The sequence below is a fragment of the Pseudomonas muyukensis genome, from assembly GCF_019139535.1.
Lineage (GTDB): Bacteria > Pseudomonadota > Gammaproteobacteria > Pseudomonadales > Pseudomonadaceae > Aquipseudomonas > Aquipseudomonas muyukensis.
In genome coordinates, this window is sequence record NZ_CP077073.1 from 3387993 (window position 1) to 3403382 (window position 15390).

The window sequence follows — 15390 nt, forward strand, 5'->3', positions numbered from 1 at the left end:
CAAGGCTGGCGACCAAGGGACGGGGCAGGGCGTAGCCGTTGCCAGCCAGGTCACTGCCGCTCAGTAGGGCAGCGACCCGTTCAGGGCCTCGATCGCCTCGATCAGCTCGTCATAGCCCACCGGTTTGTTCAGGTGCCGATCGAAGCCCGATTGCCGCGACTTGTACTGGTCGGCGCTGGCGCCATAGCCGGTCAGGGCAATGGCCGGGGTATAGCGTAAGTGCTCCAGCGCGCGCAGCGCCTTGATCAGGGCATGGCCGTCCATGCCTGGCATGCCGATATCGGACAGGATGATGTCGTACCGCCCGGCAACAGCCGCTTCCAGCGCCGCGTGCGGGTCGCTGTGGGCCTCGACCTCGGCGCTTTCCATTTCCAGCAGTTGCTGCATGACCTCAAGGATTTCCACCGAGTCGTCCACCAGCAACACACGTACGCCGCTCAATCGTCCCTCGGCGGCTACCAGGTCGGTGCCGGGCTGGGGCTGTTGCCCTGGGTCGCACAACGGCAGGCGCACGCTGAAGGTCGCGCCGCGGCCCAGCCCCTGGGAATAGGCGCTCACCGTGCCTCCGTGGGCCTCCACCAGTTGGCGCACCAGCGACAGGCCAATGCCCAGTCCGTCGCGGCTGTGGCTGGCGAGCTGGGGCGCGGCCTGGCTGAACAGGTCGAACACCGTTTCCAGGTTCTCGTCGGTCAGGCCGACGCCCTGGTCGATCACATCCAGTTGCGCCTGGCGGTCATGCCGGCTCAGCACCAGGCGGATCTCGCTACCGCTGGGGCTGAACTTCAGCGCGTTGTTCAACAGGTTCCAGACGATCTGCTCCAGCCGCGTGCCGTCACCTTCGATATACACCGGCGCGCCATCGGCGGGCAGGGCCAGGCGCACGCTGCAGGCGTGCTGCTCGTTGACCACCAGCGCGTGTATGTCCTGCAGCACCAGGCCCAGGTCGAGCTGCTGGGTCTTGAGCTTGAGCTTGCCGGTGCGGATACGCGCGACATCGAGCAGGTCATCGATGATCCGTGCCTGGCTGGCGACCGCCTCGCAGATAGTCGCCACGGCCTTGCTGGCGGCACTGGCCCCCTTGACCGCCGGGACCCGGCGCAGGATCTCGGCGTTGAGCTGGATCAGGTTCAGCGGATGCTTGAGCTCGTGGGACATGACGGCGAAGAACTCGTCCTTCATGTGGCTGCTGCTCTGGGACTCGGCCAGCTGCTTGGTCTGTTCGTCGTGCAGGCGCTTGTGCCCGGTCAGGTCACGCGCGATCTTGACGTAGCCGCGCAGGCTGCTGCCCTTCAGGCGCGACACCTCGCCGCTGCAATAAAAGCGGCTGCCGTCCTTGCGCACGTGCCAGCGTTCGTCCTGGCCACGGCCATGCAGGCGTGCGGCGCGCAGCTCGCGTTCGGGCACGCCATCGCCGCGGTCCTGCTCGGTGAAGATCAACTGGTAGTGCTGGCCGAGCACTTCGTCCTTGCCGTAGCCGAAAATCAGCGCGGCGCCGGTATTCCAGTCGATGATCAGGCCCTGTTCGTCGAGCAGGATGATGGCGAAATCGTGGGTGCTCTCGGCCACCAGGCGCATGCGCTCCTCGCCCTGGCGCAGGCGCTCCTCGGCGGCACGGCTCTTGCTGATGTCGATGAAGGTCAGCACGGTGCCGTCGACATTGCGCTCGCTGGCCCGATACGGCAGCAGGCGGGCCAGGTACCAATGCTGGTTGTGGCCGAGCACCTCGCGCTCTATGGTGGTTTCGCGCTCGACCACGGCCCGTGCGTCATCGGCCAGGCCTGGATAATCGAGCCGGTGGGTGATGTCGAGCAGCGAGCGACCGGTATCGACCGGCAGCATGCTGAAGATGTCGGTGGCACGCGGGGTGAACCAGCGGATATGCAGGTTGCGGTCGACGAACACGGTGGCGATGTCGGTGGAGGCGATCAGGTTGCTCAGGTAGTCGTTGACCTTGTCGGTTTCCTCGACTTTGGTCTTGAGCTCGTAGTTGACCGTCAGCAACTCCTCGTTGATCGACTGCAACTCTTCCTTGCTGGTTTCCAGCTCCTCGCTGGCCGAGCGCAGTTCGGCGTTTATCGCCTGCATCTCCTCGTTGGAGGCGGTCAGCTCCTGGCTGGAAAACTCCGACTGCTCGATGGTTTCCTGCAATTGCAGGCGGGTGCGGTGCAGCTCGCGCTCCAGGTTGCCCAGCAAGGTGCCCTCGGTCAGTTCGATGGCTGGGCCGACGGCCATGGGTTGGTCTGCTTCGCAGGCCTGGAACACCACCAGCAGGCATTCGCTGGCGCTGGGCTCGTCCTGGTGCGGCTGTACCAGGATGCGCACGTCGCTGCGCTGCTCATCGAGGTTGACGCTGATCGCCCGTGACGTCACCGCCTGGCCGCTGCCCTGGGCCTGCAGCAAGGCGCTGCGCAGGGCTGGGCGCAGCGGGGCGAGCACCAGGCTGAGCAGGTTGTGGCTGAGCTCGCCGCCGGCATGCCGCAAGAACGGCCCGACGCCCTCGCTCATGTGCAGGATATTACCGTCGGCGTCGACGATCAGGCTGGGCGGCGATCGACGCGCCAAGGCGCGGTGATGAATTTCGCCGTAGGCCAGCCGGCGCCCGCCCCGGGCCCTGGCGGGCGGCTGCGCCGGCAGCGGGGCCTTGAGGCGCTCCGGATGACGGCTGCTTGGCACCTCGCGGGCACGGAAGATGCGGTTGCGTTTGTCCACCGCCACGAACAGCTCGGCGGCCAGGTCCGTCGATTCGGAACTGCCCAGGAACAGGTGGCCGCCAGGACGCAAGGCAAAATGGAACAGGCGCAGGATGTCCCGTTGCACGTCTCGGTCCAGGTAGATCAGCAGGTTGCGGCAGACGATCAGGTCGAGCTGGGAAAACGGCGGATCGGACAACAGGTTGTGCCGGGCGAACAGCACTTGCTCGCGAATCGCCTTGCGCACCCGGTAGTGCTGGTCTTGCTTGGCGAAGAACTGCCGCAGCCGTTGCGGTGAAACATCGGCGGCGATCGCCTCGGGGTACAGGCCAAGCCGACCGACCGCCACCGCGCGCTCGTCAAGGTCGGTGGCGAAGATCTGCACCTGGGCACTGCGCTGGGCCAGGGCCAGTTGCTCGGTGACCAGCATGGCCAGGCTGTAGGCTTCCTCGCCGGTGGAACTGCCGGCCGACCAGACGCGGATCTCGTCGTCGCCATGATCATTGACCAGGCCTGGCATCACCTGACGCTGCAAGGCGTCGAACGCTTCGCGATCGCGGAAGAAGTTGGTCACCCCGATCAGCATGTCGGCCAGCAATGCCCGCGCTTCCTCAGGGTGCAGCTGCAGGAAGTCGCGGTAGCCCGCCAGGTCGGTCTGCCCGGTGACATGCAGGCGTCGTTCGAGACGGCGCAATACCGTGGCGCGCTTGTAATGGGCGAAGTCGTGGCCGGTGTTGCCGTGCAGCAGGGCGAGGATTTCCTCCAGCAGCGGGTCGCTGACGGTGGGGTCGCCTTCGCGCTCACCCAGCGCCGGCGGCAGGCTGTCGTCCTCGATGCGCGGCAGCTTGACCGCGCGCGCGGTGCGCCAGAGCGTCACCAGGCGGGTCGGCATCTCGGCCACCGGCAGCAGCAGGTCGACCATCCCGGTGGCCAGCGCGGCCTGGGGCATGTCGGGGTACAGGGCATCCTCGGGGGTTTGCACCAAGGTCACGCCACCTTGTTCCTTGATCCGCGACAGCCCCACGGCGCCGTCGCTGCCTGTGCCTGAAAGCACCACGCAGAAGGCGTGATCCTTGTGCACATCGGCCAGGTCGCGGAAGAACAGGTCGATGGCCACATGGTCGCCACGGCTGCGGTTGGCGGGGCTGACCCGCAGGTAGCCGTCGTTGGTCGACAGCCGGTTGGCCGGGGCGATCACGTAAACATGGTTGCGCTCGATCGGCACCGGGTCGGTGACCTGCCGCACCGGCATCCGGGTAACCGCCTGGATGATGCGGTCGGCCTGGCTCTGATGGTCCGGGGACAGGTGCAGGACCACCACGAAGGCCATGCCGCTGTCTGGCGCCATGTGCTGGAAGAAGGTGCGGATCGCCTCCAGGCCACCTGCCGAGGCACCGATGCCGACCACTGGAAAATCCAGATGGCTGGGGCTCAGCGCCGGATTGTGCGGCGAGGCGAGGGTGGTTTTGCTGGACGACTTCATGGGCACGGGCCTTGTGCGAATCGGGAGATGGCCCTGCCGGGCACGGTGGGCGGATTATAGGCTGCGGATCGGTTGGCAGACGAGCGGTCATGGGCCGTTCGACGACGGCGCCACCGAGCAGCGGGGGCCAACGGAGCCTGGTGCATGGCTGTGACCCTTGGCAGCGGACAAAAGTGCGACCGTTGTTGCCCGGCGGTGGCATTTCTTGCCGTGCTGCTTGCTGCCGCTCGTCCGAACCTTGGCGGCGCCATTGAGCAGATTCGTGCTCGGGCGGTTCGGAACCTGTGCACGGGTGATTCCGTGCCACGTCAAACCAATGGGTAAAGGAGAAACGACATGGCTCGTGACCAGGACCAGGCCGGCCAACGCGGCGGCACCAAGGAAACCAACCCAGGCAACTTCGCCAACGACCGCGAGCGCGCTTCGCGCGCCGGCCACAAGGGCGGGCAGAATTCGGGGGGCAATTTCGCCAATGACCGTGCCCGGGCTTCCGAGGCAGGGCGCAAGGGCGGCCAGAACAGCCACGGCGGCGGTCGCAACCGGTGACTTGAGCGGCATACCTGCGCTGACGCCCGCCTGTGGTTGCAAGGGAGGCGTCGCCTTGTCCGACAATCTTTTGAATTTTTTCGCCAAAGCTGGATCAGTCGAAGTGTCATCCATGGAAAAGAGGAGGGCTTCGCGCAATGCCTAATCCCCAGCTGTACACCATCGAGTACCAACTGCATGGCCAGCCACGCCAGTTCATCATCCGTCTGGAGCACATGGACAATGCCGAGGCTTGGCATTGGGCCAGTTGCGACGCGGGCCTGGGGATCATTCCGAAATTCGGCCGGGAGCGGATCAGGAAAGTCAGCCGACCAATGGCGGAGCGCTATGGGATAACGGAGGTGCGTTGGCGCGAGTAGGGCTTTGCAGGTTGTTGCAGGCGGTGGCGTGGAAGCGACCAGGTGCCAGGCGCTAGCCTTGCGCCGCGCTCGAGATCGAGCGCCGCCCGCGCGGCGCATCGCGGATGAATCCGCTCCTACATTTGTTGCAACGTGGCCATGCCTGTCAGGCCATGGTTGCCAGCCTTGGCGCAGGGCGCGAGAGGGATGGGGCGGCAGCAATGCCCACGCAAAAACCACGTCATGCCAACCAGGCTAACAACCATGGCCTATCAGGCATGGCCACGTTGCAACAAATGTAGGAGCGGCCTTGCGTCGCGATGCGCCGCGCGGGCGGCGCTCGATCGACCTGGCGCTGCCAGCCTGTCGCCGAACACCCCTGCGCCTAACGCGCCTCAACTCCCGGAATACTTCACCGCCGCCGCGGTACGGGTGGGCACGTTGAGGGTCTTGAGCAGCGACGAGACATGGATGCGCACGGTGAACGGCGAGATATCGAGTTCCCGGGCAATCTCCTTGTTGGTCTTGCCCTGGGCGATCAGCCGCAGTACATCATGCTGGCGATGGGTGAGCTGCTCCAGCTCGCTGTCGGCGGCCATCTGCGGCAGCAACCCGGAAGGGACATAGCGCACCACCACGTCACCCTCGCGAATGGCCAGGATCGCCGCCCCGATCTCATCCGGGGTCAGGCTCTTGCCAATGAAACCATCGGCACCGGCGTCCATCACTGCGCCAACCACTTCAGGATCGTCGACCATCGAGGCGATGATCAGGGTAGTGCGCGGCAGTTGCCGGCGCAGCTCGGCGAGGCGGGCGATGCAGCTCAGCCCCGGGAAGCGCAGGTCGAGGATCAGGGTGTCCGGGGGCGTGCCTTGGCTGGCCAGGCGCAGCACGTCCTGGAGGTTGCCGGCCTGGTCGAGCTCGGCGTCGGGCAACAGCCGGCGCACGGTGCTGGCCATGGCTTCCCTGAACAGCGGATGATCGTCCGCCACGATGATGCGGCAGGTCACGTCGTGGAACTCCCTGTTAGCCGACACATGCTAATTTAGCAGTCACCTGCGCCCAATGGCTGGGCACATGCAGGAAATGACTACTGGCGCACAAGGAAGTTACCCCATGAAGTTCGAGAAAAACAACGAACTGGACCAGGCCAACCTGCGCATCATCGTCGCCTCCTGCGCGATCACCTACGTGGCCCTGCTGGGTTTCCTGCCAGGCCGGGAGATCGCGACTTATCTGCCGGTGCTGCTCTATTACGCCTGTTTTGTCGTGGCCTCGGTGGGCATGCGCCAGGCCATCAAGCGTTGGCCGGGGCATTATCCGGCCCGGCGCATCCTCGGCATGCTGGGCGACTACACCGGCACCAGTTTCGGACTGGTGGTCGGTGGCGAGGCGGCGTTGCCGCTGTATGCGGTGATGGTCTGGATCAACCTGGGCAATGGCATGCGCTTTGGCTCGCGCTACCTGGCCATCGCCACGGTGCTGGCCCTGGGGGCGTTGCTGGTGGTGTGGCAGCTGACCCCGTACTGGCAGCAGCAGCCGTTCATGCTGCTGATGTTGCTCACCACCAGCACCTTGATTCCGTTCTACGCCCACCTGCTGCTGGAGCGCACGCGCAAGGCCACGGCCCTGGCCGAGGCGGCGACCCGCGAGAAATCGCGCTTCCTGGCCCAGGCCAGCCATGACCTGCGCCAGCCGATCCACTCCATCGGCCTGTTCACCGCCTGCCTGCGCGAGGCGCGCCTGGGCGATGAAGAGCGGCGCCTGGTGGACAGCATCGACCGCTCGCTGCTCAACGTCTCGCAACTGTTCCGCTCGATCCTCGACCTGTACACCCTGGACAACGGCCGGGTGCAGCCGAAGTGGGAGGCGTTCGCCGTGGAGCCGTTCTTGCGCGAACTGCTGCGCCAGAACCACGAAGCGGCGCGCTGGGCCGGCGTGGAGATGCGCCTGGTGCCCAGCCGGCACTGGACCCGCGCCGACCCGGGAATGCTGGCGACCATGGTGCAGAACGTGCTGTCGAACAGTTTCAAGTACGCCGCCGGGCGTCCCTTGCTGATTGGCCTGCGGCCCCGCGGCGAGGGCCTGGCCATCGTTGTCTGCGACCGCGGCCGGGGCATCGCCGAGGAGCACCAGGACAAGGTGTTCGAGGAGTTCTACCGGGTGCGCGAGCTGCGCGACAAGGACGTCGAGGGCGTGGGCCTGGGGCTGGCCATCGTCAAGCGCCTGGGGCAGTTGATGGGGCTTGAGGTCAGCCTGCGCTCGCGGCCTGGGCATGGCACCTGCGTGACCTTGCAAGGGTTGGCCAAAGTGCCGGCGCAAGTGCCGCGCGCGACGGTCGACCAGGCGATCCAGGCAGGCATGCTCAGTGGGTTGCGGGTGTGCCTGGTGGAGGATGACCATAACGTGCTGCAGGCCACCAGCGCCTTGCTGCAGCGTTGGGGCTGCCAGGTGCAGGCCGAGAGCTCGGCCCAGGGGCTGAGCAGTGACTGCGAGGTGATCGTCGCCGACTACGACCTGGGGCCGCAGGCCACGGGCATCGACTGCATCGATCAACTGCGCGCCCAGCGCGGCGAGCGGGTGCCGGCACTGATCATGACCGGGCATGACCTCGACCGCCTGCAGGGCGCCTTGCAGGCACGCGGCATTGCCGTGCTGGCCAAGCCGGTACGGCCGGCGGAACTGCGGGCGGCGTTGCGGGCATTGCGCGAAACCAGCGCGGCGCCGACCGGCTAGGCGGCGCTGCGGGCGGTCACTGGAAGGTCGGCGCCTGCCCTTCCTTCCAGCAGTTGGGTGACGGGGTGATCAGGCCCATGCCGGCGATGGCCACCATGCCGCCACTGGCCACCTGGCAGTCGAACTGCCCTTTGCCGGTGCTCACGGTGTAGTAGGTGGTGGTGGAGTCGCTGCGCAGGTTGCTGACCTTGCTGACCGGCACGCCGAGGGTGACCTCGGTGCGTTGCTTGAGGGTGTCGGCATTGGGCGAGGCGGTCTGGCAACCGGCCACGGCGGCGAGGCCGGCGAGCAGGACCAGGGACTTGAAGGGGAGGGACATGGGGATCATCGCGTTGCTTCCTTGGCATTGTTCTCGGAACGCCACCCGCCCGGCCAGGAAAGGGAGGTACTGGCCGGACGAGGGGTAGGGCGACTATAGCGCCGCTGTACCCTGCGGGATGTAGGGCAGATGTGCTAGGTGGCTAATGGCCGTCTCGTGGTGATTTTTGACGGGGGATTGGGGGGCGGGTATGGGTTCGTCGGAAGTGGTGCGGCGCCTGGTCGATCGAGCGCCGCCCGCGCGGCGCTCGATCTGATAGGCGCTGCAAGGGTTGTGGCGAACACCTGGCGGCCTTGATGCGGTCCTTTCCCTGGAAGGGGGCTGTCCGCCGTCAGTGGCCCCACCGCTCACCCCCTACGCCGCAGCAACACAATAAAAAACCCGCCCCCCAACGCCGCCGTGGCAATACCGATGGGCAGGTCCTGCGGCGCAATCAAGGTGCGCGCCGCCAGATCGACCCAGACCACGAACAACGCCCCCAGCAGCGCACAAACCGGCAACAGCCGGCGATGCTCGGCCCCGACCAGGCGCCGGGCCATGTGCGGCAGCATCAAGCCGACGAAACCGATAGCCCCGGACAACGACACCAGCACACCGGTGAGCAACGCGCAGCCGACGAACACCACGGCGCGCACCCGGCGCGTGTCGAAGCCCAGGCTCACCGCCGTCTGTTCGCCGCTCATCAGCGCATTGAGCGCGCGCGCCAGCGACATCAGCAGGGCAAAACCGGCCAGCACGGCCAACGCCGGCAGCCACAGCAGCGACCATTGCGCCAGGCCCAGCCCGCCGAGCATCCAGAACATCACCGAACTGGCGGCATGGGGATCGCCGGTGTACAGCAGCAGGTTGGCCAGGGCCATCACCACGAACGACACCGCGACCCCGGCCAGCAACAGTTGCTCGCTGTCCAGGCGCCCGCGCCGGCTGGCGACGCCCAGTACCAGCAGCATGCAGCCCAGGGCGCCGACAAAGGCCGCCAGCGGCAGGCTCAGCAGCCCGGCGAAAGGCCCAAGGTACAGCACCACCAGCACCGCCCCGAGCACTGCGCCTGAACTCACGCCCAGCAGGTGCGGGTCGGCCAGTGGGTTGCGGGTCACCGCTTGCAAGGCGCTGCCGACCAGGGCCAACCCGGCACCGACCAAAGCCCCCAGCAACACCCGTGGCGCGCGGATCTGCCAGACGATCTGGGCCTGGCCACGGCCGGCGTCTGTCGCTGGGGCCAGGCCCAGTTGCTGCAGCACGATCGCCAGTACCTTGCCTGCCGGCACCTGCGCTGCGCCGAAGCCCAGCGACAACAGGCACGAGGCCAGCAGCGCGGCGCCCAGGCCGATCAACAGCAGGCGGTAGCCGCCAGGGCGGCGCAACAGGCTCACCGCTGCGTCCCGGCAAAGCGCTGCGGGTGCAGCGCCTGGGCGAGGCGTTCGATGGCCTCGGCGTTGTCCACCGAGGGCGTCACCTGTAAATAGGACAACACCACGAAGCGCTTCTGGCGAATCGCCGTGACGCTGCCCAGCGCCGGGTGCTGCAGCAGGTAGTCGCGTTTCTGCTGCCAGCGGGTCGGGCCGTAGTCTACGATGACGATCACCTCAGGGTCGCGCTCCACTACGCTTTCCCAGCTGACTTCGGTCCAGCTGGCAGGCACGTCGGCCATCACATTGCTGCCGCCGGCCGTATCGATCAGGGCCTGGGGCATGCCCAGGCTGCCGGAGGTGGTGGGGCGGTCCTCGCCGCTGTCGTAGAGGAACACCCGTGGTCGATCCTGGAGCGCGGCCAGCGAAGCGCTGACCCGCGCGACACGCTGGCGCAGTTGCTCGACCAGGCGGTCGGCCCGCGCGCTGACGCCGAAGATGCGCCCCAGGTTGTTCAGGTCGGTGTACAGGTCGTCGAGGCTTGCCGGGTGCCAGGGCATGATCCGCGAGCACGACTCGCTCAGCTCGTATACCGGAATGCCGAACGTTGCCAGGCGCTGTGGGGTGAGCGGCCCACCGACCTGCATGCCATAGCTCCAGCCGGCGAACAGAAAGTCGGCATCGGCCGCGAGCAGGGTTTCCACCGACGGATAGCGCGGGGCCAGTTCCGGCAGGCCGCCCAGGGCCTGGCGCATTGCCGGGGCGAGGCTTTTCCAGCCACTGATGCCGCTGTAGCCGACCATGCGCTCGCGCAGCCCCAGTGCCAGCAGCATGCCGGTCAAGTTGACGTCGTGGCTCACCGCCCGTTGCGGTGGCTGGCTGAAGCTGACCTCGCGCTCGCAACTGCGCACGGTCACGGGGAAGCCCTGCGCCAGGGCACACAGCGGCAGGCAGGCGAACAGGGCAAGCAGCAGGCGGGTCATGCGTGACGGATCCAGGTAATGCGTGGGTGCTGGCCCACGGGGTGGCGGTCGACCAGGGCGTGAACCCCGAACACCTCGGCCAGGCATTGCTCGGTCAACACCTCGGCAGGCGTGCCCTGGGCGATGATCCGGCCTTGCTCGATCAGGTACAGGCGGTCGCAGAAGGTCGCCGCCAGGTTGAGGTCGTGGAAGCTGGCCAGCAAGCCCAGGCCGCTGCCGCGCAGGTGCTGCAGCAGGGCCAGCTGGTGGCGTGGGTCGAGGTGGTTGGTCGGCTCGTCGAGAATCAGCAGGCGCGGCTGCTGGGCCAGGGCCCGGGCCAGCAGCACACGTTGCTTCTCGCCACCGGACAGGCTGGCGAAGCCTTGCGCGGCGCGGTCCTGCAGGCCCAGTTGGCGCAAGGCCTGGTCCACCGGCGCCGGGTCGCCGTCAGCGTCGAGCCAGCCCAGGTGCGGGGTGCGGCCCATGGCGACGACGTCGCTCACGCTCAGGCCGAAATCCTCGGGAAATTCCTGGAGCATCACCGCCACCCGCTGGGCCAGCCAGCGCGGCGGGTGCAGCCAGATATCCTCGCCATCGAGCAGCACCCGGCCAGCCCGTGGCCGGCTGAAACGGTAGGCGCAGCGCAGCAGGCTGGTCTTGCCGCTGCCATTGGGCCCGATCAGGCCGACGAACTCGCCGGATTGGACCTTGAGGTCGATGCCGGCCAGCAGGTCTGGCCCGCTGGCGGACAGTGACCAGTGCAGGCGCTCCAGGTGCAGCAGGGGAGAAGACATGAACAGACACCGCAGGAATGAATGAGCCCGACGGTGACGGTGCGAGACGGCCGCGCAGGCGCAGGGGCGCCTGGCAAGCTGAGCGCACCCGCCCTCCGCGGGAATGGCCATGGGCGAATCAGGCCGGTCTCCGGGCTGGCGAGGGTCATCGGGCATTCACCTTCCCATGCGCGGGGCACAGTGGTGTATCGAATGCCTGGCTCGCTTACCGTTGCGGGGGCAGCGCCGGACTTCTCGCACGGGCGAGGCACCGGCTTCCCGTTTAATCCCTGGCGCGGCGGCCAGGGACACCTGAAAGCAGGGGCGCATCTGAGCATTTCTGCCCTTGGGAGTCAACGCATGCCTAATCGATAGCCAAGCCCTTGGCGTCAAAGCTGGTCGAAGTCCAGCACCACCTTGTCGCTGATCGGGAAACTCTGGCAGGACAGCACGTAGCCGGCCGCCACTTCGTAGTCTTCCAGGGCATGGTTGCTGTCCATCTCAACCTCGCCCTCGATCACCTTGCACTTGCAGGTCGAGCACACCCCGGCCTTGCACGAATAGGGCAGCTCGGCGCCAATGGCGTTGCCGGCGTCGAGCACGCTGACGGTATTGCGCGGCAGGTCGAAGGCCAGCGCCCGGCCATCGCTGATCACGGTGATCTGGCTGCTGCTGGCATCGAGTTGGCGAGCGGCCTCGCGTGCCTCGCGGCGGGCCGTGCCATCGGCGGCGGCGAACAGCTCGAAGTGAATGCGCGCCTTGTCCATGCCGTTGGCCTGCAAGCTGTCGCGCACGGTCTCGGTCATGGCCTGGGGGCCGCAGATGAAGGCGGCGTCGAGGCTGGGCACATCCAGCCAGCGGGAGAACAGCTGGTCGCACTTGTCGGCGTCGATGCGACCGTTGTACAGGTCGACATCCTGTTGTTCACGGCTGAACACGAAGATCAGGTTCAGGCGCTCCAGGTACTGGTTCTTCAGGTCTTCCAAGCGGTCGCGGAACAGCGCGCTGCCACTGGCCCGGTTGCCGTACAGCAGGGTGAAGCGGCTGTGCGGCTCGCAGGCCAGGGTGGTGGCGATCAGCGACAGGATCGGGGTGATGCCGCTGCCGGCGGCGACGCCCAGGTAGTGGCCCTGGTGGGTCGGCTGCAGCGGCACGAAGAAGCTGCCCGAGGGCGGCATCACCTCCAGTTGCTGGCCGGCCTTGAGCACGTCGTTGACGAACGCCGAGAAGCGCCCGCCCGGCACGCGCTTGACCGCCACGCGCAGTTCGCCGTCTTGCACCGCGCTGCAGATCGAGTAGGAGCGGCGCACTTCCTCATTGTCCAGCTGGGTGCGCATGACCAGGTACTGGCCCTGGGTGAAGCGGAAATCGTCCTGCAGGTGGCTAGGCACGTCGAAGGCGATGGACACGGCGTCCCGTGTTTCCTGACGCACTTGCTTGATGGTCAGGCGGTGAAACTGGCTCATGGTGTTCTCCACGGCTCATAGGCATTTGAAGTAGTCGAACGGCTCCAGGCACGCGCGACAGCGGTACAGGGCCTTGCAGGCGGTGGAGCCGAACTCGCTGAGCAGCTCGGTGTCGCCACTGGCGCATTGCGGGCAGCACACCACGGGGCTGTGGCCGTGCAGGCTCGCGCCGCCCTCGGGCGGGGCGATGCCATAGGCGAGCAGGCGCTCACGGCCCAGGGTGCTGATCCAGTCGGTGCTCCAGGCCGGGGTCAGCCGCCGCTCCACGGCGGGGGCCGGAAAGCCGGCGTGTTCCAGGGCCTGGCGGATATCGCCCTCGATCACCTCGGTGGCCGGGCAGCCGGAATAGGTCGGGGTCACCACCAAGTGCAGGTGGCCGGCGCGCCAGTCGAGGTCGCGGACGATGCCCAGGTCGACCACGCTGACCACCGGCACCTCCGGGTCCATCACCTCGGCCAGCACCGCCCAGGCGCGGGCCAGATCGCCCGGTTGCTGGGCCCGGGCGCCACGGTCGCCGACGATCAGCTCACCAGGTCGCATCGGGGTAGGCCCGTGGCAGAAATTGCATTTCGGCCAGCAGCAGGCCCAGGTGCTCGGTGTGCAAGCCTTGGCGGCCGTCGAGGTAAAAGTGGCTGGCGGCCTGGGGCAGCGGCAGCTCGACCGAGGCGAACAGCGCACCGACCGTGGCTTGCCAGCGACGGCCGACCTGGGCTGGGTCGGCGCCGACACCTGCCGCGGCCAGTTGCACCTCGTGGTCGCTGGCGGCGGTCAGCTCGACGGTAAAGCGCCACAGCAGCGGTATGGCGTCGAGCATGCGCCGGCGGCTTTCTGGCGTGCCGTCGCCCAGGCGCTGCACCCACTCGCCGGAGCGGCGCAGGTGATAGGTGACTTCCTTCAAGGCCTTGGCGGCGATGCCGGCGATGCGTTCGTCGCGCGAGGCGCACAGGCCGTCGAGCACGGCATGGTGCCAGGCATCGTAGAGGAACTGCTTGAGCATGGTCACGGCATAGTCGCCGTTGGGCTGCTCGACCAGCAGCAGGTTACGGAAGGCGCGTTCGTCGCGGCGAAACGCCAGGGCGTCGGCGTCACGGCCATCGTCCAGCAGCTCGGCGGCGTATTCCAGCCAGTTGCGGGCCTGGCCGACCAGGTCCAGACCTACGTTCATCAACGCCAGCTCTTCTTCCAGGGCCGGCGCCTTGCCGCACCACTCGCACAGGCGCTGGCCCTGGATCAGGGCGCTGTCGCCGAGCAGCAGCAGGTAGGGGATCAGTGCTTGCTTGTGCATGGCGCGCCTCACATATGGCCGACTTCGGCGGGCAGCTCGTAGAAGCTGGCGTGCCGGTAGACCTTGTCGTCCGCCGGGGCGAACAGCGGGTCTTTCTCGTCCGGGGAGGAGGCGATGATCAGCGCCGAAGGCACAACCCACAGGCTGACGCCTTCGCTGCGACGGGTGTACAACTCACGGGCATTCTCGATGGCCATGGCGGCATCGGCGGCATGCACGCTGCCGACATGCTTGTGGTTCAGGCCGTGCTTGCTGCGCACGAAGACTTCGTAAAGGGTCCAGGTGGACATGGGGGTTCCTCAGGATCGCGGGCCGCCTCAGGCGGCGTTCTTGTTCTGTTGCTTGCGGGCGTAGGCCACGGCGGCCTCACGCACCCAGGCGCCACCTTCGATGGCGTTGCGGCGCTTGGCCAGGCGTTCCTGGTTGCACGGCCCGTTACCTTTGAGCACCTCGTAGAACTCTTGCCACTGGATCTGGCCGAAGTCGTAGTGGCCACGCGCCTCGTTCCATTTCAGCGCCGGGTCCGGCGCGGTGCAGCCGAGCAGCTCGAGTTGCGGCACGGTCTGGTCGATGAAGCGCTGGCGCAGCTCGTCGTTGGTCTGGCGCTTGATCTTCCAGGCCATGGACTGGGCGCTGTTGGGCGAGTGCTCGTCGCTGGGCCCGAACATCATCAGCGACGGCCACCACAGGCGGTTGATGGCGTCCTGGACCATGTCCTTCTGCGCCTGGGTGCCGTGGCGCATCATGGTCAGCAGCAGCTCGTAGCCTTGGCGCTGGTGGAAGCTTTCTTCCTTGCAGATGCGGATCATGGCGCGGGAGTAGGGGCCATAGGAGGTGCGCTGCAGCACCACCTGGTTGACGATGGCGGCGCCGTCGACCAGCCAGCCCACCGCGCCCATGTCGGCCCAGGTCAGGGTCGGGTAGTTGAAGATGCTCGAATACTTGGCCTTGCCGCTGTGCAGCTTGGCGATCTCCTCGTCGCGGTCGGCGCCGAGGGTTTCCATGGCGCTGTACAGGTACAGGCCGTGGCCGGCTTCGTCCTGGATCTTGGCCATCAGTTGCAGCTTGCGCTTGAGCGACGGGGCACGGGTGACCCAGTTGCCTTCGGGCAGCATGCCGACGATTTCCGAGTGGGCGTGCTGGGAGATCTGGCGGATGAGGGTCTGGCGGTAGGCGTCGGGCATCCAGTTCTTGGCTTCGATCTTGATCTCGGCGTCGATCTTTTCCTGGAAGGCGCGTTCCTCGGGGGACATCTCTTCCAGCGTCTTGAGGCGTTTGACGCCGGTTTCCACTAGCTGTGCGTACATGGTCGGGGTTCCCGGTTGAGGGCGGGTTGGGGCGTGGGGGTATTTATATGCGATACAAAACACAACATCAAACAGTATTTGATGTATCGAATGTGATTTGTGTGTCGGGTTGGGGTTAGTGGGGGGCTGGATCTGA

Annotated in this window: 14 protein-coding genes and 1 riboswitch; of the genes, 3 read left to right on the forward strand and 11 right to left on the reverse strand. The window is 66.8% G+C overall.

The features are described 5' to 3' along the window. Nucleotides 1-60: 60 nt before the first annotated feature. Nucleotides 61-4173, reverse strand: coding sequence for a CheR family methyltransferase (locus KSS95_RS15165; protein WP_217847895.1), 4113 nt, complete (start codon nucleotides 4171-4173; stop codon nucleotides 61-63). A gap of 336 nt (nucleotides 4174-4509) precedes the next feature. Here KSS95_RS15165 and KSS95_RS15170 point away from each other — a divergent pair, with 336 nt between their 5' ends. Next, nucleotides 4510-4719, forward strand: coding sequence for a con-10 family general stress protein (locus KSS95_RS15170; protein ID WP_217847896.1), 210 nt, complete (start codon nucleotides 4510-4512; stop codon nucleotides 4717-4719). A 137-nt stretch (nucleotides 4720-4856) separates the two neighbouring features. After that, nucleotides 4857-5078, forward strand: a complete 222-nt coding sequence (locus KSS95_RS15175) for a DUF6555 family protein (protein ID WP_217847897.1) — start codon at nucleotides 4857-4859, stop codon at nucleotides 5076-5078. A 374-nt stretch (nucleotides 5079-5452) separates the two neighbouring features. Here the strand turns inward: KSS95_RS15175 and KSS95_RS15180 are convergent, their stop codons facing one another. Beyond that, complete coding sequence (locus KSS95_RS15180) at nucleotides 5453-6067, reverse strand: LuxR C-terminal-related transcriptional regulator (RefSeq protein WP_217847898.1); 615 nt, start codon at nucleotides 6065-6067, stop codon at nucleotides 5453-5455. Between the two features lie 106 nt (nucleotides 6068-6173). Here KSS95_RS15180 and KSS95_RS15185 point away from each other — a divergent pair, with 106 nt between their 5' ends. Next, a complete protein-coding gene (locus KSS95_RS15185) occupies nucleotides 6174-7793 on the forward strand; it encodes an ATP-binding response regulator (protein WP_217847899.1) in 1620 nt (539 codons plus the stop codon). Between the two features lie 16 nt (nucleotides 7794-7809). Here the strand turns inward: KSS95_RS15185 and KSS95_RS15190 are convergent, their stop codons facing one another. From KSS95_RS15190 to paaA, 9 genes are all read right to left on the reverse strand, one after another. Beyond that, complete coding sequence (locus KSS95_RS15190; RefSeq protein ID WP_225935509.1) at nucleotides 7810-8121, reverse strand: hypothetical protein; 312 nt, start codon at nucleotides 8119-8121, stop codon at nucleotides 7810-7812. A gap of 338 nt (nucleotides 8122-8459) precedes the next feature. After that, nucleotides 8460-9485, reverse strand: a complete 1026-nt coding sequence (locus tag KSS95_RS15195) for a FecCD family ABC transporter permease (RefSeq protein ID WP_217847900.1) — start codon at nucleotides 9483-9485, stop codon at nucleotides 8460-8462. Continuing rightward, nucleotides 9482-10444 carry an ABC transporter substrate-binding protein gene (locus KSS95_RS15200; RefSeq protein ID WP_217847901.1) on the reverse strand — a complete coding sequence of 321 codons (963 nt, stop codon included), beginning with the start codon at nucleotides 10442-10444 and terminating at the stop codon, nucleotides 9482-9484. The genes KSS95_RS15195 and KSS95_RS15200 overlap by 4 nt, the downstream gene beginning before the upstream one ends. Beyond that, a complete protein-coding gene (locus KSS95_RS15205; protein ID WP_217847902.1) occupies nucleotides 10441-11217 on the reverse strand; it encodes an ABC transporter ATP-binding protein in 777 nt (258 codons plus the stop codon). The genes KSS95_RS15200 and KSS95_RS15205 overlap by 4 nt, the downstream gene beginning before the upstream one ends. Before the next feature lie 116 nt (nucleotides 11218-11333). Beyond that, a riboswitch (cobalamin riboswitch) is annotated at nucleotides 11334-11514 on the reverse strand. Between the two features lie 71 nt (nucleotides 11515-11585). Then, a complete protein-coding gene (paaE, locus tag KSS95_RS15210; protein WP_217847903.1) occupies nucleotides 11586-12662 on the reverse strand; it encodes a 1,2-phenylacetyl-CoA epoxidase subunit PaaE in 1077 nt (358 codons plus the stop codon). 15 nt (nucleotides 12663-12677) lie between these two features. Then, the gene (paaD, locus tag KSS95_RS15215; RefSeq protein WP_134690731.1) at nucleotides 12678-13202 is read right to left on the reverse strand and encodes a 1,2-phenylacetyl-CoA epoxidase subunit PaaD; all 525 of its coding nucleotides are present in this window, start codon (nucleotides 13200-13202) and stop codon (nucleotides 12678-12680) included. Continuing rightward, a complete protein-coding gene (paaC, locus tag KSS95_RS15220) occupies nucleotides 13189-13947 on the reverse strand; it encodes a 1,2-phenylacetyl-CoA epoxidase subunit PaaC (protein WP_217847904.1) in 759 nt (252 codons plus the stop codon). Before paaC ends, paaD begins: the two co-directional genes overlap by 14 nt. Before the next feature lie 8 nt (nucleotides 13948-13955). Next, on the reverse strand, nucleotides 13956-14237 hold the full coding sequence (gene paaB / locus KSS95_RS15225; protein ID WP_134690727.1) for a 1,2-phenylacetyl-CoA epoxidase subunit PaaB: 282 nt from the start codon (nucleotides 14235-14237) through the stop codon (nucleotides 13956-13958). Nucleotides 14238-14264: 27 nt separating this feature from the next. Further along, nucleotides 14265-15254, reverse strand: a complete 990-nt coding sequence (gene paaA, locus KSS95_RS15230; protein WP_217847905.1) for a 1,2-phenylacetyl-CoA epoxidase subunit PaaA — start codon at nucleotides 15252-15254, stop codon at nucleotides 14265-14267. Between the last annotated feature and the right edge of the window lie 136 nt (nucleotides 15255-15390).